Source organism: Bradyrhizobium aeschynomenes, assembly GCF_013178945.1.
Taxonomy (GTDB): domain Bacteria; phylum Pseudomonadota; class Alphaproteobacteria; order Rhizobiales; family Xanthobacteraceae; genus Bradyrhizobium; species Bradyrhizobium aeschynomenes.
Genome location: NZ_JABFDM010000014.1, coordinates 118,042 through 135,404 on the forward strand (window position 1 = coordinate 118,042; position 17,363 = coordinate 135,404).

The 17,363-nt window shown below is 64.3% G+C and carries 18 protein-coding genes; 11 read left to right on the forward strand and 7 right to left on the reverse strand.

Annotation, left to right across the window (positions count from 1 at the left end; all coding sequences use genetic code 11):
• The first annotated feature begins 118 nt into the window (after nt 1-118).
• The 3 genes from HL666_RS29640 (at nt 119) to HL666_RS29650 (ending at nt 3,213) form a co-directional block, all read left to right on the forward strand.
• Nucleotides 119-1,726 carry an acyl-CoA synthetase gene (locus HL666_RS29640; protein WP_172185060.1) on the forward strand — a complete coding sequence of 536 codons (1,608 nt, stop codon included), beginning with the start codon at nt 119-121 and terminating at the stop codon, nt 1,724-1,726.
• A 170-nt stretch (nt 1,727-1,896) separates the two neighbouring features.
• On the forward strand, nt 1,897-2,673 hold the full coding sequence (locus HL666_RS29645; protein WP_172109888.1) for a DUF2189 domain-containing protein: 777 nt from the start codon (nt 1,897-1,899) through the stop codon (nt 2,671-2,673).
• A 117-nt stretch (nt 2,674-2,790) separates the two neighbouring features.
• Entirely contained in the window at nt 2,791-3,213 is a 423-nt protein-coding gene (locus HL666_RS29650) for a hypothetical protein (protein ID WP_172110545.1), read from the forward strand.
• Between the two features lie 6 nt (nt 3,214-3,219).
• Here HL666_RS29650 and HL666_RS29655 read toward each other — a convergent pair whose 3' ends face one another.
• A complete protein-coding gene (locus HL666_RS29655; protein WP_172109887.1) occupies nt 3,220-3,756 on the reverse strand; it encodes an SRPBCC family protein in 537 nt (178 codons plus the stop codon).
• Complete coding sequence (locus tag HL666_RS29660) at nt 3,749-4,063, reverse strand: ArsR/SmtB family transcription factor (protein ID WP_172109886.1); 315 nt, start codon at nt 4,061-4,063, stop codon at nt 3,749-3,751. The genes HL666_RS29655 and HL666_RS29660 overlap by 8 nt, the downstream gene beginning before the upstream one ends.
• Before the next feature lie 128 nt (nt 4,064-4,191).
• On the opposite strand from HL666_RS29660, the gene HL666_RS29665 reads away from it, so the two are divergent.
• The gene (locus HL666_RS29665; protein WP_172109885.1) at nt 4,192-4,812 is read left to right on the forward strand and encodes a LysE family translocator; all 621 of its coding nucleotides are present in this window, start codon (nt 4,192-4,194) and stop codon (nt 4,810-4,812) included.
• Nucleotides 4,813-4,843: 31 nt separating this feature from the next.
• Here the strand turns inward: HL666_RS29665 and HL666_RS29670 are convergent, their stop codons facing one another.
• From HL666_RS29670 to HL666_RS29680, 3 genes are all read right to left on the reverse strand, one after another.
• Nucleotides 4,844-5,428 (reverse strand): Uma2 family endonuclease, encoded by a 585-nt coding sequence (locus tag HL666_RS29670; RefSeq protein ID WP_172185062.1) that lies wholly within the window; start codon nt 5,426-5,428, stop codon nt 4,844-4,846.
• Between the two features lie 97 nt (nt 5,429-5,525).
• Complete coding sequence (locus tag HL666_RS29675; protein WP_172185064.1) at nt 5,526-6,362, reverse strand: PhzF family protein; 837 nt, start codon at nt 6,360-6,362, stop codon at nt 5,526-5,528.
• A 24-nt stretch (nt 6,363-6,386) separates the two neighbouring features.
• Entirely contained in the window at nt 6,387-6,530 is a 144-nt protein-coding gene (locus HL666_RS29680; RefSeq protein ID WP_172109882.1) for a DUF1127 domain-containing protein, read from the reverse strand.
• 86 nt (nt 6,531-6,616) lie between these two features.
• Here HL666_RS29680 and HL666_RS29685 point away from each other — a divergent pair, with 86 nt between their 5' ends.
• Nucleotides 6,617-8,026, forward strand: coding sequence for an aminotransferase-like domain-containing protein (locus HL666_RS29685; protein WP_172185066.1), 1,410 nt, complete (start codon nt 6,617-6,619; stop codon nt 8,024-8,026).
• Between the two features lie 3 nt (nt 8,027-8,029).
• On the opposite strand, the gene HL666_RS29690 is transcribed toward HL666_RS29685, so the two are convergent.
• On the reverse strand, nt 8,030-8,833 hold the full coding sequence (locus HL666_RS29690) for an N-formylglutamate amidohydrolase (protein WP_172185068.1): 804 nt from the start codon (nt 8,831-8,833) through the stop codon (nt 8,030-8,032).
• Nucleotides 8,834-8,850: 17 nt separating this feature from the next.
• Nucleotides 8,851-9,084, reverse strand: a complete 234-nt coding sequence (locus tag HL666_RS29695) for a hypothetical protein (RefSeq protein WP_172109879.1) — start codon at nt 9,082-9,084, stop codon at nt 8,851-8,853.
• Here HL666_RS29695 and HL666_RS29700 point away from each other — a divergent pair.
• The 6 genes from HL666_RS29700 (at nt 9,074) to HL666_RS29725 (ending at nt 17,242) form a co-directional block, all read left to right on the forward strand.
• Nucleotides 9,074-9,898 (forward strand): transglutaminase-like domain-containing protein, encoded by an 825-nt coding sequence (locus tag HL666_RS29700; RefSeq protein ID WP_172185070.1) that lies wholly within the window; start codon nt 9,074-9,076, stop codon nt 9,896-9,898. The genes HL666_RS29695 and HL666_RS29700 overlap by 11 nt on opposite strands.
• Before the next feature lie 36 nt (nt 9,899-9,934).
• Nucleotides 9,935-10,345, forward strand: a complete 411-nt coding sequence (locus HL666_RS29705) for a gamma-glutamylcyclotransferase family protein (protein ID WP_172185072.1) — start codon at nt 9,935-9,937, stop codon at nt 10,343-10,345.
• A 262-nt stretch (nt 10,346-10,607) separates the two neighbouring features.
• On the forward strand, nt 10,608-12,614 hold the full coding sequence (gene dnaG / locus HL666_RS29710) for a DNA primase (protein ID WP_172185074.1): 2,007 nt from the start codon (nt 10,608-10,610) through the stop codon (nt 12,612-12,614).
• A 409-nt stretch (nt 12,615-13,023) separates the two neighbouring features.
• Nucleotides 13,024-15,132 carry an RNA polymerase sigma factor RpoD gene (rpoD, locus tag HL666_RS29715; RefSeq protein WP_172109875.1) on the forward strand — a complete coding sequence of 703 codons (2,109 nt, stop codon included), beginning with the start codon at nt 13,024-13,026 and terminating at the stop codon, nt 15,130-15,132.
• Between the two features lie 200 nt (nt 15,133-15,332).
• Entirely contained in the window at nt 15,333-16,013 is a 681-nt protein-coding gene (locus HL666_RS29720; RefSeq protein ID WP_172185076.1) for a hypothetical protein, read from the forward strand.
• Nucleotides 16,010-17,242 carry a helix-turn-helix domain-containing protein gene (locus tag HL666_RS29725; RefSeq protein WP_172185078.1) on the forward strand — a complete coding sequence of 411 codons (1,233 nt, stop codon included), beginning with the start codon at nt 16,010-16,012 and terminating at the stop codon, nt 17,240-17,242. The genes HL666_RS29720 and HL666_RS29725 overlap by 4 nt, the downstream gene beginning before the upstream one ends.
• Nucleotides 17,243-17,363 lie beyond the last annotated feature (121 nt).

Below are 17,363 nucleotides of genomic sequence, written 5' to 3' on the forward strand. Positions count from 1 at the left end.
GAACCACGACCGCCACATCGCCATGCCCGGGCTTGTCCCGGGCATCCACGTCTTTAAGACTGCACGAGCAGAAAGACGTGGATGGCCGGGACAAGCCCGGCCATGACGGAGAAAAACAGTGCTCAAGGAAACGTCCGACTACAATCAGCTCTATCGCGACTTCCGTTGGGACATCCCGGCGCAATTCAACATCGCCGGCGCGACCTGCGATCGCCACGCCGACGGCTCGGGCCGCCTGGCGCTGATCGTCGTCGAGGAGGATGGCGCCGCCCGCCGTGTGTCGTTCGACGAGCTGCGCGACTATTCCTGCCGGTTCGCCAATGTGCTGAAGGCCGACGGCCTCGCGCAGGGCGACCGCGTCGCGGTGTTCCTGTCGCAATCCCTGGAACTCCCGATCGTCCATCTCGCCGCCTTCCGCGCCGGGCTGGTCTCCGTGCCGCTGTTCACGCTGTTCGGCGAGGACGCGCTGCAATTCCGCTTGCAGAACTCCGGCGCCAAGGTCGTGGTCACCGACGCCGTGGGCCTCGCGAAGCTCGCGCGCATTCGGGACCGGCTGCCGGAGTTGAAGACGATCTATGTCACCGATGGCGGTGGAACCGGCGGGCGGCCGTTCTGGCCGACGCTGGAGCGCGCCTCCGACCAATTCCCGACCGTGGCGACGTCGAGCGACGATCCCGCGATCATCATCTATACCTCGGGCACGACCGGAAACCCCAAGGGGGCGCTGCACGCCCATCGCGTGCTGCTCGGGCACTTACCGAATGTCGAGATGGTGCACGGCTTCCTGCCGAAGCCCGGCGACGTGATGTGGACGCCGGCGGACTGGGCCTGGATCGGCGGGCTGTTCGATGCGCTGTTTCCGGCCTGGTATCACGCCGTACCCGTGGTGGGCTATCGCGCCAGGAAATTCGTGCCGCAGGCTGCGATGCAGCTGATGGCGGACTATCAGGTGCGCAACGTGTTTCTGCCGCCGACCGCGCTCAAGCTGATGCGGCAGGCGAACGTCAAGCACGACGGCGTCAAGCTGCGCAGCATCCTCACCGGCGGCGAGTCGCTCGGCGCCGAGCTGCTCGAATGGGTGCGTGCCACCTTCGGCATCGACGCGCACGAGATCTACGGCCAGACCGAATGCAATCTCGTCGTCGGCAACAACGCTAAGCTGTTCCCGATCCGCCCGGGCTCGATGGGCAAGGCGACGCCGGGCTTCGAGGTGCTGATCGTCAACGACAGCGGCGAGGAGCTGCCGCGCGGCGAGAGAGGCATCATCGGCGTGCGTCAGCCCAATCCCTGCACCATGATCGAATATTGGCGCAATCCCGAGGCGACGGCCAAGAAGTTCGCACGTGACGTGCTGCTCACCGGCGATCTCGGCACTCAGGATGAGGATGGCTATTTCTGGTACGCGAGCCGCGAGGACGACGTCATCACCTCCGCCGGCTACCGCATCGGCCCGGCCGAGATCGAGGACACCCTGCTCAAGCACCCCGCGGTGGCGCTCGCGGCCGTCGTCGGCATTCCCGATCCCGTGCGCACTGAAGCCGTGAAGGCGTGGATCGTGCTGCGGCCGGGCTTCGTTGCAAATGACACGCTGTCGCGAGAGATCCAGGAGTTCGTCAAGGTGAAGCTCGCGGCCCATGAATATCCGCGCCATGTGGAGTTCACCGACAGCCTGCCGATGACCGCAACGGGCAAGGTGTTGCGGCGGGAGCTGCGGGCGCGGGGGTAGGGGGTAATAATCTCCGCTTGAGTCTCGGCCATGACGGTGTGAAGGCAGGCGAGCGCACGGCGATCGTCAGGCGCAATCGCCTTCACGCCCCTGCCTACAAGTTGAAATTGAAATCCCCGGCCTCCCGCTGTTAGCATCCCCCCAACAAAGACAATTTGGAGGGACCGCCGATGACTGCATCCGTCTCGGGACGAACCGATCCCGTGGTGCGCCGCATCACCACGGCCGACATTGCCGAGGCCCTGACGCAGGGCTTGCGGGATTTCCAGGCGCAGCCGCTGTTTGGCCTTGCTTTCGGCCTGCTCTACGTGCTCGGCGGCATCAGCATCGTGCTGTGCGTGACCGCTTTCGGCATGGTCTACCTCGCCTATCCGCTCGCCGCAGGTTTCGCGCTGATCGGCCCGTTCGTCGCGATCGGCCTCTACGAGGTCAGCCGCCGCCGCGAGCTGGGTCAGCCGATCTCCTATGGCGCCATTCTGCGCACGGTCACCTCGCGCGGCGAGATCGGCTGGATGGCGTTCGTCACCGTGTTTTTCTTCGTGCTCTGGATGTACCAGATCAGGCTACTGATTGCGCTCCTGCTCGGGCTCAACGCCTCCTTCTCCAGCATCAAGGAATTCATGACGGTGCTGTTGACCACCAATGAGGGCCTGCTGTTTCTCGCGATCGGCAATCTCGACGGCGCGGCGCTGTCGCTGGTGCTGTTCTCGCTGACGGTGGTGTCGTTTCCGCTGCTGCTCGACCGCGACGTCGATTTCGTCACCGCGATGATCACCAGCGTGCGCGCGGTCGTGACCAGTCCAGGGCCGATGATCGGCTGGGCTGCGGTCATCACCGTGCTGCTGATCGTCTCGGCGCTGCCATACTTTCTCGGCCTGCTCGTGACCGTCCCGGTGCTCGGCCACGCGACATGGCATCTCTATCGCCGGATCGTTGCGCCGGCCTGACGGAAGAGCAGGCCGGGACGAAGGTTGCATGGCCGAGGGGCGCGCCGCCGCGTAGACTTGGTGCAAAGCGCGGCGGGCCGTCAGCTGTCCGACCAGTGCAATCACCGGGGAAGGATGATGCCAGACAACATCGCCTTGTTCGCGACCATCATACTGCTGCTGCCGATGTTCTATCTGCTGCTGGCCGCGCCGGCTTTTCTGCTGGTGCGGCTCGACATCGTGCCGGTGACGCGGCTGCTGCGTGGCATGTTCGACTCCTACTTTGTGGCTTTGGCCATCGCCGGCGGCATCGGTATGCTCGCCGTGCTGGCCGACGGACGACCCGGTCTGGCGTTCGGCATCGGGCTGATTGCCGGCTTCGCGCTGCTATCGCGCCGCTGGTTCCTGGAACGGATGGATGCGCGCATCCGCGACCGCGATGCCGGAGACGCGAATGCCGTTCGCCGGCTGCGCTGGCTGCATTGGGGCGGCATGTTCAGCAACGCGGTCCAGGTCGGCGGCGTGCTGGCATGCATCCCGCAGATCGCTGCGGTGTCTTAGGCTCGGCTAGCCGGGCAACGCGACGCCCAGCGCCTTCAAGGCCGCAAGCATGCGCGCCGGCGGCGACGTTTTCACGGCGAGTGGCTTCCCTGTTTCTAGCAGGCTCTTGAGGCTCGACAGGATCGTCGGCCAGCCTTGGCGCCCGCCGGATAGAATGTCGTCCGACAGCGGCCGCTCATGCGCTTCGGTCATCGTGAGACGGACGGCCTCGCCGGCTGCTTCGATCTCGTAGGTGACCAGCGTGCGGCCGAGCGCCTCCACGAGGCCGGGCCAGTTGACGTCCCAGGTGATGGTCAGCCGATGCGGCGGCTCGCAGACGATCACCTCGCCGCTGATGTGCTCGGACCCGTCGGGCGCGCGGACGATGAAGTCTCCGCCGGCGCGTAGGTCGGCCTCGACGGCGAAGCCGTAAAAATATCGCCGGCTGAATTCGGCCGAGGTCAGCGCCTCCCAGACCCTCTCCGGGCTGGCGGCGATGTAGATGGTGTAGACGGTCTCCGGCTTGAACTTGGAGATGTCGACCGCTTGGCTCGGCTCAGTCATCGCCTTCCTCCAATCGCTTCTTCAATTCGCCGAGCGCTGTGAGCTTGGCGCGCTCGAATTTCCTGATCCAACGCTCGCCGATCTGGTGAATCGGCACCGGATTGAGAAAATGCAGCTTCTCGCGGCCGTGCCGGCGCGTCGTCACCAGGTTGGCCGTCTCCAGGATCGTCAGATGCTTGGTCACGGCCTGCCGCGTCATCGCGAGGCCGTCGCAGAGCTCGGTCAGGGTCTGGCCGTTCCGCGCATGCAGCCGGTCGAGCAACGCCCGCCGCGACGCATCCGCCAGCGCCTTGAAGACCTCGTCCATGGGGCGACGATATGCAACTAAATGGTTGCATGTCAACTCCTGCGATGTCCGGCGCGATCGCCATACCGCGCTTCCATCGGCCGGCTTGTCATGCATTAGTCGTGACGTCACTCGCATCGAGGCGCCTCATGTCCCTGCAAGTCTATCTCGCCTTCATCGCCGCCTGCATCGGCCTCGCGCTGCTGCCTGGCCCCGTCGTTACGCTCCTGATCGCCAACGGGTTGCGCCATGGAACGCGCGCCGCGCTGATCAATATCGCCGGCGTCCAGACGGGGCTCGCGATTGCTATCGGCATCGTCGCGATGGGCCTGACGACGCTGATGGCCACGATGGGCTACTGGTTCGAATGGGTGCGCCTGATCGGTGCCGCCTATCTGGTGTGGCTCGGCATCCAGCTGATCCGCTCGCCGGTCGAAGGCATCGCCGAAGGCGAGGCGCCGCCTCCGCCGCCGCGCGGCGGCTTCTTCCTGCAGGGCCTGCTGGTGCTGCTGTCCAACCCGAAGGTGATGGTGTTCTTCGGCGCCTTCCTGCCGCAGTTCATGGACATGAGCCGGGATCACGTGCCGCAGGTCGCGTTGCTCGGCGTCACCTTCATGGTGGTCGCGGGCCTGACCGATGCGGTCTACGCACTGCTCGCCGGGCGCGCGCGAAAGCTGTTCTCGGCCAGGCGCACCCGCCTGGTGTCGCGAATCTCCGGCGGCTTCATGATCGGCGGCGGCGTCTGGTTGGCGCTGACGCGGGCGCGGTGAGGCTCCACTCCACCAGCGGTGGATATGGCGCCTACTCGACGAGCCGTGGCCGCGGCCGAAACTCCAAGCCGGCGTAGACGTCGCGAAGCTCGAGCGTGACGTTCAGCTTCGACAACTGAATGACCGCCTCAATCCCCCTGAGCACGACGTCCGTCCAGGCGCCGTTTGCACCGCGTGAGTAGAGATGGACGTTGGGGCTGTCGGTGTCGACGAACAGAATGTAGTCGAGACAGCGCAGGGACTGATACTCCGCGAGTTTCACCGTCACATCGAAGCCGCCGGTGGTCGGCGATAGTACCTCGACCAGAAGAGCCGGTCGGTCGGCCACCAGCGAGTCCTCGTCGGGCTTGCCGCAATCCACACCGAGATCGGGCATGCGCCGGGTCGAAGGCGACGTGATCACATAGGTATCGCCCGTGAAGGTCTGGCACGGACCGCCGCGAGTCTGCGCGTGCAGTGCCGCCGTCAGGTTGACGACGATCGCGTCGTGCCGCCGGCCGGCGCCGGCCATCATGACGACCTCGCCGTCGACGAGCTCATAGCGCTCGTCCTGCGCCGTCACCCAGGAGAAGAACTGTTCGGGCGTGACCGCCGCCGGATCGACCTTGATGTTCATGCGAGAGCGCCTGTTCGGTCGAAGTATAGGCGAGCCCGTCGGCTGGCGGAAGCACGGCTCGCCATCCGTCCGCCTTGCCGAACGCGCTGCTCGGGACCTACAGGCCGATCGCGCCCTTCACCACCGGGGCGACGTCACCGCCGATCCAGATGCTGTCGCCGTCCTGCGCGACATGAACGCGGCCCGCGCGGCCGAGGACGGTGCCCTGAGCGGCGACATATTGCTCCGGAGCAATTCCGGCACCGATCAGCCATTGCGCCAGACTTGCATTGAGGCTGCCCGTGACGGGGTCCTCGACGCCGCTCCAGGTGAAGGCGCGGACCTCGAACTGGGCGTCGTGTCCATCGCGCGCAGCGTCCCACGGCGCGACCACGCCGATCGGCTGCTGCGACAGGGCCGACATATTGAAACGGATGTTGAGCAGATCCTGGCGCGACTCCATCAGCACGCCGATCCAGCCCGGGCCATTGTCGGCCCACTGCACGGCGCGCATCGCCTCTGGCTTGATGCCGAGCGCGGCCGCGATCTTGGCTGTGAGTTCGGCATCGACGGGGCCGGAGCGGCGCAGCGGCGGCGCTGCGAAAGCGAGGCGATCGCCGTCACGCTTGATGCGCACGAGGCCCGCGCCGCATTCCTGCACCACATGCTCGCCTTTCGGCCGGCCGCCGAGCGCCAGCCAGACGTGGGCCGAGCCGAGCGTCGGATGGCCCGCAAAAGGCAGCTCGCGCTGGGGCGTGAAGATGCGCACGCGGTAATCAGCGCCCGGATCCTGGGCACGCGACAGGAAGGTCGTCTCGGACAGGTTGGTCCAGTTGGCGATCGCTTGCATCGCCGCCTCGTCGAGGCCGTCGGCCTCGGCGATCACGGCAAGCGGGTTGCCCTTGAACGGGACCGCGGAGAACACGTCGACTTGTTGAAACGGAAGCGTCGGCATTGCGGTGTTCTCCTGGAGTCCTGCTCAGTCGCGCCAGAACGGCTTGTTGGCTTCCTCATGAACGACGGTCGGATCGAGCCCGCAGTCGCGCATCTGCTCGGAGTCGAGCAGCGCGAGCTCCGAACGCCAGAACAGACGCTGCAGCCACAGCTGGGGGACCTGGAGCAAATTGCTCTTTCCGTGGGCAACTTGCGGAGTTGCCCAACGCTGCGCCAGGGAATATGCCATGAGTCACCTATTGGTCTTCGATTGCGTTGTTCGAAGAGCAATCGCGCAGTACATATCTCGGTGCAATCGAAACATTGCTCTCGGTGCAATATAGCATGAATGCTTCGTATACGACCCTGGTGGACGACATCGCCGAGGACATCGCGCAGGGCCGGCTGAAGGCCGGCGACCGGCTGCCGCCGCAGCGCCAGTTCGCCTATGAGCGGGGAATTGCCGCATCCACGGCAGCCCGCGTCTATGCCGAATTATTGCGCAGGGGTCTCGTGGTCGGCGAGGTCGGCCGTGGCACCTTCGTCGCCGGTGAGCCGGTGCCGGTGCCGTCCTCGTTGCGGCTCGAGCCGTTCGACGGCCGCATCGACCTCGAGTTCAATTTTCCGACGCTGCCCGATCAGGCGGCCATGATCGCGAAATCGATGGCGGTCTGGCAGCGGCCCGAGAAGCTCGCGCCGGTGCTGGCGCCGATCACGCAGCGCCGCCTGATCGAGGCCGGGCGCACCGCCGCGGCGTTCTTCGCCGGGGAGCGCTGGCGCCCGCGCGCGGAGAATTTCGTGTTCGCCGGCAGCGGCCGGCAATCGCTGGCGGCGGCGATCTCGGCGCTGGTGCCGGTCGGTGGCCGGCTCGGCGTCGAGGCCGTGACCTATCCGATGATCAAGGGCATCGCGGCGCGGCTCGGCGTCACCCTGGTGCCGCTGGCGATGGACGCCGAGGGCATCCGCCCGGACGCCATGACCAAGGCGCATCGCACCAGCGCGCTGAACGCGATCTACATTCAGCCGGTGATGCAGAACCCGCTCGGACTGACCATGAGCGAAGCGCGGCGGGAGGAGATCGTGCGGCTCGTGCGCAAGCACGATCTGATGATCATCGAGGATCTCGTCTACGGCTTCCTCAGCGATCAGGTCTCGCTGGCTGCGCAGGCCGAGGAGCGCGTCATCATCGTCGACAGCCTCGCCAAGCGCCTTGCGCCGGGCATTGCCGTCGGCTTCCTCTATGTGCCCTCGCATCTGCGCGAGAAGTTCGCCGCAACCGTGCGCACCGGCGCGTGGTCGGTGACCTCGCTCGCGCTGGCGGCCGGCATGGGGCTGCTCGCCGACGGCACGGCGGCCGAGATTACCCGGCGCAAGCGCGCCGATGCCGTGGTGCGGCAGGCGATCGTCGCCGAATGTCTCGCGGGCCATCGCATCGACGCCGATCCGCGCTCCTATCACGTCTGGCTGCATCTGCCGGAGGGCTGGCGCGCCGAGGCGCTGACGGCCGCGGCCGCGCGCGCGGGCATTGCGATCACGCCGGCGAGCGCCTTCGCAGTGGCGCACGGTCATTCACCCAATGCTGTCAGGCTCGCGCTCGGCCTTCCCAGCCACGACGACCTGCGCACGGCGCTGTGGCGGCTCGCCGGCCTGCTGTCGCACCACGACGCCTCGGACATGACGGAGTAGGAGCTAGGCGAGACCCTTGCCGCGCAGCTCGCTTTCGATCTCGCCGAGGATGCGGATCAGCCGCTCGGCCCAGACCTGTTGCCCCTCGGGCTCGGCGATCTCGTTCTGCCGGATCTCGATGCCCGAATTGATCAGGCCGCGGCTTTCGCCATGTACGGGGATGGTGTAGTCGGTGTTGTCGCCCACCGCATAAGGCTGGTTGTCGCCGACGACGAGGTCCGGCTCTGCGCGCAGCGCCTTCAACAGCAGCGGCGGCAGCACCTTGTCGTGCTGATACAGCGTGCCGATGTGCCAGGGCCGGGCGATCCCCGCATACACAGGCGTGAAGCTGTGCAGCGAAACGAGGATGGTCGGACGTCCCGCTTGCTTGCGCGCATCGAGCACCGCGGTGATGCGGTCGTGATAGGGAACGAAGATTGCGCGGCGCCGCAGCTCGGCGTCCTCGTGCGTCAGGCCCTCGTTGCCAGGAATCGTGGTCCGCTCGCTGATCATCGGAATCGCGTTCGGCGCCTGCGGCCAGCGGTTGCAGTCGATCACGAGGCGTGAATAGCGCTGCGCCAGCAGATGCGCATCGAGCGCGCGCGACACTTGCTCGGCGACGCCGGCAATGCCGATGTCCCAGGCGATGTGCCGCTCCAGCTCGCTCTCGTCGAGGCCGAGATCGCCGAGCGCGCGCGGCAGCAGCCGGCCGTAGTGGTCGCAGGTGAAGACCAGTGCCGAGGCGCCATCGGCGTTCTGCTCGTAGACCGGCGGAACTTCGTCGGCTTGAAGGAGTCTTGCTGTATCGGTCGCGTCGGGAAGCTTCATGATCAATTGCTGCTCATTCAGGCGGCATGACGAACTGCAATTGAGCAGATGTGAATCTGGATTGCATGGCCGAAAACCGCGATGATGATTCGATGACGATGCCGATCCTGAGAGGCGATCACAAGGCCTGAAATCGCCGGATCCGGCCGCTTCTGTGGGAAGCGCCGCATGGTGCCGGCGCGGCCGATCTGCTGAAACCGATGAACACGCCGCGAGGCAGACAGGCGCAAGAGGGAATCGATGGAGATCAAGGTCGGGTTCGAGATCGCCTACACAGCGCCTGCGGCGACGCCCATGGTGATCATGCTGTCGATCCATCCGTCGCGTCTTCCCGACATCGTCGGCACCGAGACGATCACGACCGAGCCCAGCGTGCCGATCAAGTTCTACAATGACAGCTTCGGCAATCTGTGCGGCCGCCTGGTGGCGCCGGCCGGCGGCGTCACCTTCCACGGCAGCGCCATCGTGCGCGATTCCGGATTGCCCGATATCGTCGATCCCTCGGCGCAGCAGATGCCGATCGATCAGCTCCCGGATGAACTGCTGCTCTACCTGATGCCGAGCCGCTATTGCGAGACCGACAAGCTCACCGACATTGCCTGGTCGCTGTTCGGCAATGCGCCGGCGGGCTGGGCGCGGGTCCAGGCGATCTGCGACTTCGTCCACAAGCATGTCAGCTTCGGCTACGAGCACGCCCATCACATGAAATCGGCGCATGACGTCTATCAGCAGCGCACCGGCGTCTGCCGCGACTTCGCGCATCTGGCGCTGACCTTGTGCCGCTGCATGGGCATTCCGGCGCGCTACTGCACCGGCTACATGGGCGACATCGGCATTCCGCCGGAGCCTTATCCGATGGACTTCTCCGGCTGGTTTCAGGTCTATCTCTCCGGCCAGTGGTACACTTTCGATGCCCGCCACAACGTGCCGCGCATGGGCCGAATCCTGATGGCGACCGGCCGCGACGCCGCCGACGTCGCGCTGTCGACCTCGTTCGGCCGGATGACCTTGACCAAATTCCATGTCGTCAGCGACGAGATCCTGCCCGCCCGCGGCGCGGCGTGAGCTGGCCTTGCCGCGCCGGGGCGGCTATGCAGGGCCATGAGCTCCGACACGACCTCCGATCTCCTGTTCGTCTACGGCACCTTGATGCGTGGCTTCGACCATCCGATGGCGCGGCTGCTGTCGGCCAATGCTGATTTTGTCGCCGAGGCGCACTGCCGCGGCCGGCTCTACCTCATCCAGCATTATCCCGGGCTCGTGCTCTCGGACGACGTGGCCGACGTGGTCCATGGCGAGCTGTTCCGGCTGCACCAGCCTGCGCCGATGCTGCGCGAGTTCGACATGTACGAAGCCTGCGGCGAGGGGTTCGAACAGCCGACCGAATATCTGCGCCAGCACCTCGGTGTGACGCTGGCGGACGGTTCGGCCTGCGACGCCTGGACCTACGTCTACAACTGGCCGGTGGACGAAGCCGCCCGCATCACTTCCGGGCGCTTCCTGGCGCCTTAGTCTCCGCCGTCATTCCGGGACATCGCGCAGCGATGGGCCCGGAATCCATAACCACGAACCGCACGGAGGCACGCAGGCGGCGCGGCCGCGCGCCTCACGGCCGCTCGTGGCTATGGATTCCGGGCTCGCCCTGCGGGCGCCCCGGAATGACGGCGGAGAGAGCACAGGCTGTGAATAGCCCGGACAAGGCCAAGGAAGTTCACATTTCGTACCCGGCTGCCTATATGCGTAAGTCCACCAGCACAGGACCGCTCCGCCGCCCATGGCCCGCTTCACGCCGGAATTTCTCGATGAGCTGCGCGCCCGGCTTCCGGTCTCGGATGTCGTCGGCAAGCGCGTGAAGCTCAAGAAGGCTGGGCGCGAGTGGAAGGGGCTGTCGCCGTTCCAGCAGGAGAAGACGCCGTCCTTCTACGTCAACGACCAGAAGGGCTTTTATCACGACTTCTCCTCCGGCAAGCACGGCAACATCTTCGACTTCGTGATGGAGACCGAGGGCTGCTCGTTCCCCGAGGCCGTGGAGCGGCTGGCGGGGATTGCCGGCCTGGCGCTGCCGGTCGCGACGCCGGATGCGGCGCGGCAGGAGCGGCAGCGCAAGACGCTGTATGACGTGATGGAGCTGGCGGCGAAGTTCTTCGCCGACATGCTGGCCTCGCGCCAGGGCGCGCGCGCCCGCGGCTATCTCGCCGATCGGGCCATCCTGCCGCAGACGCAGCTCCAGTTCCGGCTCGGCTATGCGCCGCCGGACCGCTTTGGCCTGAAGGAATATCTCGGCGCCCAGGGCGTGCCGGTGAACGACATGGTCGAAGCCGGCTTGCTCGTCGCCGGCGAGGACATTCCGGTGCCGTACGACCGCTTCCGTGATCGCGTGATGTTCCCGATCACCGATGTCCGCAACCGCGTCATCGCCTTCGGCGGCCGCGCGATGCAGAAGGACGTGCCGGCGAAATATCTCAACTCGCCGGAGACGCCGCTCTTCCACAAGGGCGACAACCTCTACAATCTGCCGAGCGCCCGTCAGGCCGCCCATAACGGCGCGCCGATGATCGTGGTCGAGGGCTATGTCGACGTCATCGCGCTGGTCGCGGCCGGCTTCGCCGGCGCCGTGGCGCCGCTCGGCACCGCGCTGACCGAGAGCCAGCTGGCGCTGATCTGGAAGATGGTCGACGAGCCGATCCTCTGCTTCGACGGCGACCGCGCCGGCCAGAAGGCAGCCTATCGGGCCGCGGACATCGCGCTGCCGCACCTCAAGCCGGGTAAGAGCCTGCGCTTCGCGCTGCTGCCGGAGGGCCAGGATCCCGACGACCTCGTCCGCTCAGGCGGCCGCGGCGCGGTCGAGGAGGTGCTCAAGGTCGCCAAGCCGCTCGCCGAGGTGATCTGGTCGCGCGAGATCGAGGGCGGCAGCTTCACCACGCCGGAGCGCCGCGCCGCGCTGGAGGCGCGTATCGGCCAGCTCACCGGCGGCATCGCCGACGAGGTGGTGCGCCGCTACTACAAGCAGGACCTCAGCGACCGGCTGTACCGCGCCTTCTCCCCCGACGGTGGCCGGGGCTTCGGCCGCGGCTACGGTGCCGAATCAGGACGCCGGTTTGCCCCGCGCGGTCCCGGTTCCGGACAACAGGGGCGGTTATCCACAGGGGGCGGCCGCCGCGGCGGGCCGTCATCCACAGGCCTGGTGATGTCCCGCGGACCCTACCAGGTGGCGAGCCCGCAGCTCGCGATGAGCCCGATCATGCGCGGCCAGCGCTCGGCGATCTCGCGCCGCGAGGCGCTGATCCTGCAATGCCTGATCAACCATCCCTGGATCCTGCACGACCACCTCGAGGAGGTCGCAGCGCTCGAACTCGCCCATCCCGAGGCGCACAAGCTGCGCGCCGCGATCATCGCGGCCTTCGCCCACGACCATCACCATTCGCCGGATCCGGACGAGCAGGCCGAAAAGATGCGCACCGACCTGGAGAAGTCCGGCTTTTCCGAGCTTCTTCAACGGGTTGAGCGGGCGATCACGACCGCGGCGGTGTGGGCCGCCAAGCCTGGTGCCGCGCGCGATGACGTTCTTGCGACCTGGCACCAGCTCGTTGCCTTGCATCGGCAATGGCACTCCTTACTTAGGGAATTGAAGGATGCCGAGCTTGCCTTGGGCGAGGAGCCGAGCGAGCCGAACATGGGCTGGTTGAGGGACGTGAAGGCCAGGATGGCCGAGATGGACGGCACCGAGGCGCTGATCGAAGGCTTCGGGGAACTGTCCGGGCGTACCAATCGCAACGTGTAGAATTCGGGCCCGGCGCCCTGTCGTCGACGAGCACATTTCGGCCCGGTCCGCCCGAGCGGTCTCGGGTCCGCGCGAAAAGACTCGCCAAATCCATGGTTTGGCTGCAAAAACAGGGTTAATCGAAGTTTAAGAGGTCCGGGGCATTTTCTGCAGCAGATGGGTTGGTTTCGCTGTCGGACACCACGCCGGAATATGGGCGCCGGATTCGATTGCAAAACCGGTATCGCTTTTGCAAGAAACGCGCGCCGGTCCAAAACGGGACGACACCAGCGACAGACTTCATGGGGTGGCGACGTTAAATGTGCGCCGCCCTTTCCGCGTCGAGAACAGTTTGAGTAGAGCAGGCGGGCGCCGCGATGCCAAGGGCTACGATGCCACGGGTAGAGCGGGCGCGTTTCGGGAGCAATGAATGGCCACGAAGGCAAAGACGCTGCAGGTGAAGGACAAGGAAAAGGACGACAAGGCCGCGGACGCTCCCGAAAAGGACTCCGCCGACGCGCCTTCGCCGTTGCTCGACCTGTCGGACGCCGCCGTCAAGAAGATGATCAAGCAGGCCAAGAAGCGCGGCTTCGTGACCTTTGATCAGCTCAACGAAGTGCTGCCTTCCGACACCACCTCGCCGGAACAGATCGAAGACATCATGTCGATGCTCTCGGACATGGGCATCAACGTGACCGAGGCCGAGGAGGCCGACGAGTCCGAGGAGAAGGACGACGGCGAGGACGAGACCGACAACGAGCTCGTCGAGATCACGCAGAAGGCCGTCACCGAGGTCAAGAAGTCGGAGCCCGGCGAGCGCACCGACGATCCCGTGCGCATGTATCTGCGCGAGATGGGCACCGTCGAGCTGCTGTCGCGCGAGGGCGAAATCGCGATCGCCAAGCGCATCGAGGCCGGCCGCGAGGCGATGATCGCGGGCCTCTGCGAAAGCCCGCTGACGTTCCAGGCCATCATCATCTGGCGCGACGAGCTCAACGAAGGCAAGATCTTCCTTCGCGACATCATCGATCTCGAAGCCACCTATGCCGGCCCTGAAGCCAAGGGCGGCATGAACCCGCAGATCGCAGCACCCGCCAATGGCGAAGGCGCCGCAAGCGAGGGCGGCGAGGTCCAGGCCGCGGTCGCGCCGCCGGCCGCTCCGCAGCAGCCGACGCCGTTCCGTGCCGCGCCGAACGGCGCGCCCGCCGAGGAGAAGGATCCCGGCGAGGCGGCCGCCGAAGCCGACATGGACGACGACGAGTTCGAGAACCAGATGTCGCTCGCCGCCATCGAGGCCGAGCTGAAGCCGAAGGTGGTCGAGACCTTCGACAAGATCGCGTCCGAGTACAAGAAGCTGCGCCGCCTGCAGGAGCAGGACATCGCCAACCAGCTGCAGAGCGAGTCGCTGTCGCCCTCGCAGGAGCGCAAGTACAAGAAGCTCAAGGACGAGATCATCGTCGAGGTGAAGTCGCTGCGCCTCAACCAGGCCCGTATCGATTCACTCGTCGAGCAGCTCTACGACATCAACAAGAAGCTGGTCTCGTTCGAGAGCCGGCTGATGCGGCTCGCCGACTCCCACGGCGTCGCGCGCGAGGACTTCCTGCGCAACTACCAGGGCTCTGAGCTCGATCCGCGCTGGCTCAACCGCGTCTCCAAGCTCTCCGCAAAAGGCTGGAAGAACTTCGTCCACTACGAGAAGGACCGCATCAAGGACCTGCGCCAGGAGGTGCAGGCCATGGCCGCGCTCACTGGCCTCGAGATCGGCGAATTCCGCAAGATCGTGCACTCGGTGCAGAAGGGCGAGCGCGAGGCCCGTCAGGCCAAGAAGGAGATGGTGGAAGCCAACCTCCGTCTCGTGATCTCGATCGCCAAGAAGTACACCAACCGCGGCCTGCAGTTCCTCGACCTGATCCAGGAAGGCAACATCGGCCTGATGAAGGCGGTCGACAAGTTCGAGTACCGCCGCGGCTACAAGTTCTCGACCTACGCCACCTGGTGGATCCGGCAGGCGATCACCCGCTCGATCGCCGACCAGGCCCGCACCATCCGCATCCCCGTGCACATGATCGAGACGATCAACAAGATCGTCCGCACCTCGCGCCAGATGCTGAACGAGATCGGCCGCGAGCCGACCCCGGAGGAGCTCGCCGAAAAGCTCGGCATGCCCCTGGAGAAGGTGCGCAAGGTCCTCAAGATCGCCAAGGAGCCGCTGTCGCTCGAAACCCCCGTGGGTGACGAGGAGGACAGCCATCTCGGCGACTTCATCGAGGACAAGAACGCGATCCTGCCGATCGACGCCGCGATCCAGTCGAACCTGCGCGAGACCACGACCCGCGTGCTGGCCTCGCTGACCCCGCGCGAAGAACGCGTGCTCCGCATGCGCTTCGGCATCGGCATGAACACCGATCACACCCTGGAAGAGGTGGGCCAGCAGTTCTCGGTGACCAGAGAGCGTATCCGCCAGATCGAGGCGAAGGCGCTAAGGAAGCTGAAGCATCCGAGCCGGTCAAGGAAGCTGCGGAGCTTCTTGGATAATTGACCCAAGGTCTCCTGCGGGAGACCTATCACGCCCGATGCCCCTCCCGCTCAGGAGGGGCAAACCTTTGGCTCATTGCCAAGGGGCGTGGATGAAGAGGGGAACGCCAGACCCGCAGTGTTCGCCAAACGCCCATCGCTTTACTTTTTACGTCGAATCGTGCATCACGCTTTAGGCGTCGATCACAAGGATTCGCGACTGTGTTGGAACAGATCGAGGAAGTCGTTCAGAACGACATTGATCCTGATTTTTTGAAATCGGTTTGTATTCTGATGGGGTGGGCCTATCCGGACCTCTTCGCTGAACTTGTGGCGATTCATGGGGTGGACGACGCGTATGCCCAGGAGACCTTCGCAAGGCGGAGGTCGGAAGCCGCAGTTCTTGCCCTAGTTCGAGCAGCGAGGCTTCACGGAATTCCTTACGAATACAAGCGATTAAGCTGCAATGGGCAAAGCAAGCTGCTCTTGAGGATCGGCCGTGTGGTGCTGATGCAGGAGCCTATTTTGACACTCTCAGATGAGCCCCGGGTGTCTGATTACAAGCAGGAACTTGCCGACTCGCACGGTCTCATCCGCCAATTGGAATTGGACCTTGGCGACCGCCCGGTGAGAAACTCGGACTGGTCCGGCTGCGTGTTGGCCGTCATGTTGCATGGGTCTGCCGGACCGAGGTTTACTTCAGAGCACAAATCGCTCGGAGCTCTAATGCTCGCAGTTCCGGACGCCCACTACAGTCAATGGGTGTTGCGGCTAGATCTTCATACAATGGCAACAGAAGGACGGGGCTTCGACAGTCACGACGGACAAGAATCGCTATCGCGTCAATCGGATAACGTTCGCGTCACTCTTAAGAGGCGGTATTCCGAGCGAGAGAGCGGAGCATGAAGTTTGGTGTGCAAAATTTTCACGGCAGAAGGCTTACAGAGGCAAGGCTTGCTCGTGGTTTGTTTAAGAAAGCCTTGGCTGAAAAGATCGGAGTCTCGGCGGTTGCGATCGGGCGCTATGAGGATTGCTTAGATAATCCTCAGCACGACAAGCTGCGTCAAATTGCAGAACAGCTAGATTTTCCGGTCGAGTTCTTTCTTAGACCTGCATGGTCGGAAGAACTTGAGCTTGTATTTTGGAGGCATCGGTCATCCGAGACAAAGTATGCTCGCGAGATGACGGAGCAGCGCATGCGTTGGCTCTGCGAGCTATTCTTTTTCCTGGAGGAAGAGGTGGATTTTCCTGCCCTCAAGCTACCAAAAATTGATCTCCCGAGTGACTTTCGTCTCATTAACTCTGAGATGATTGAAGATATCGCATTGCGGGTGCGTCATCATTGGGGCCTTAGAGAGCTTCCTATACCCGACGTGACCTTGGCGCTTGAAAACGCGGGAATACCGGTCGTCAATCTTCAGATTAATTCCGAGAAACAGGATGGTTTCTGCTTCCGCTCAAAGGCACTTGAGCGTCCGTTTGTTGGTATCAATGTTTACAATATTAGCTCCGCTCGTGCGCGTTTCGATGCGGCGCACGAGTTGGGGCACATCATCTTACATAGGCAAGTAACTCCGAGGGAGTCGCAGGATCCTTTGCTGCATAAGCTGTTAGAGCAGCAAGTGCATCGTTTTGCGGGTGCTTTCCTGTTTCCACGTAGTAGCTTTATGAGAGAAGTGGGCGCTCCAACACTCTATTATTTTTGCGACCTGAAAAGACGCTGGGGGATGTCTATCGCGGCGATGATCTATCGTGCGTTTGATCTCGGTGTGATTGATGAGCAAGAGAAATCTGCCCTGTACCACAATATGGCTCGGCGTCATTGGCGTGGTGTACTAAGAGAGCCATTTGATAGCGTGGAGGATATGCCTTTGGAGCGTCCGCGTATGCTTAGGCGAGCGCTGGAGCTCGTTGTAGAGTCCGGAACATTTGGGCGTTCTGCTATTCGGTCGTCTCTTTCGCTTCCGCAAGGCGAGATCGAGCAACTTGCCGGGGTGGAAGTCGGTTTCTTAAGTGAAGCGGACGTCGTCTCTCTCGTTGCACCTAAACAGCGGAATGCGTTTCGAACACTCGATCTCGAAACTGGCGAAGTAATCGAATTTCGAGGAGCGTCGAAAAGACCATCATCCGGCTAGGATATCGGTGACACTACCAATCTCTCGCGGCGAAAGACGGTGACGAAGTGCTAGGCTTAGCGGACAGTAATTTTGTCCGCAAATGTCCGTGTCCTTGCCGCAAGAGGCCGAATTTTGCGCA

What these genes read in the sequence shown, in the direction of transcription:
- HL666_RS29645 (WP_172109888.1), top strand. Translation starts at nt 1,897, where the DNA reads ATGACTGCATCCGTCTCGGGACGAACCGATCCCGTGGTGCGCCGCATC.
- HL666_RS29650 (WP_172110545.1), top strand. Translation starts at nt 2,791, where the DNA reads ATGCCAGACAACATCGCCTTGTTCGCGACCATCATACTGCTGCTGCCG.
- HL666_RS29655 (WP_172109887.1), bottom strand. Translation starts at nt 3,756, where the DNA reads ATGACTGAGCCGAGCCAAGCGGTCGACATCTCCAAGTTCAAGCCGGAG.
- HL666_RS29660 (WP_172109886.1), bottom strand. Translation starts at nt 4,063, where the DNA reads ATGGACGAGGTCTTCAAGGCGCTGGCGGATGCGTCGCGGCGGGCGTTG.
- HL666_RS29665 (WP_172109885.1), top strand. Translation starts at nt 4,192, where the DNA reads ATGTCCCTGCAAGTCTATCTCGCCTTCATCGCCGCCTGCATCGGCCTC.
- HL666_RS29670 (WP_172185062.1), bottom strand. Translation starts at nt 5,428, where the DNA reads ATGAACATCAAGGTCGATCCGGCGGCGGTCACGCCCGAACAGTTCTTC.
- HL666_RS29675 (WP_172185064.1), bottom strand. Translation starts at nt 6,362, where the DNA reads ATGCCGACGCTTCCGTTTCAACAAGTCGACGTGTTCTCCGCGGTCCCG.
- HL666_RS29690 (WP_172185068.1), bottom strand. Translation starts at nt 8,833, where the DNA reads ATGAAGCTTCCCGACGCGACCGATACAGCAAGACTCCTTCAAGCCGAC.
- HL666_RS29700 (WP_172185070.1), top strand. Translation starts at nt 9,074, where the DNA reads ATGGAGATCAAGGTCGGGTTCGAGATCGCCTACACAGCGCCTGCGGCG.
- HL666_RS29705 (WP_172185072.1), top strand. Translation starts at nt 9,935, where the DNA reads ATGAGCTCCGACACGACCTCCGATCTCCTGTTCGTCTACGGCACCTTG.
- dnaG (WP_172185074.1), top strand. Translation starts at nt 10,608, where the DNA reads ATGGCCCGCTTCACGCCGGAATTTCTCGATGAGCTGCGCGCCCGGCTT.
- rpoD (WP_172109875.1), top strand. Translation starts at nt 13,024, where the DNA reads ATGGCCACGAAGGCAAAGACGCTGCAGGTGAAGGACAAGGAAAAGGAC.
- HL666_RS29725 (WP_172185078.1), top strand. Translation starts at nt 16,010, where the DNA reads ATGAAGTTTGGTGTGCAAAATTTTCACGGCAGAAGGCTTACAGAGGCA.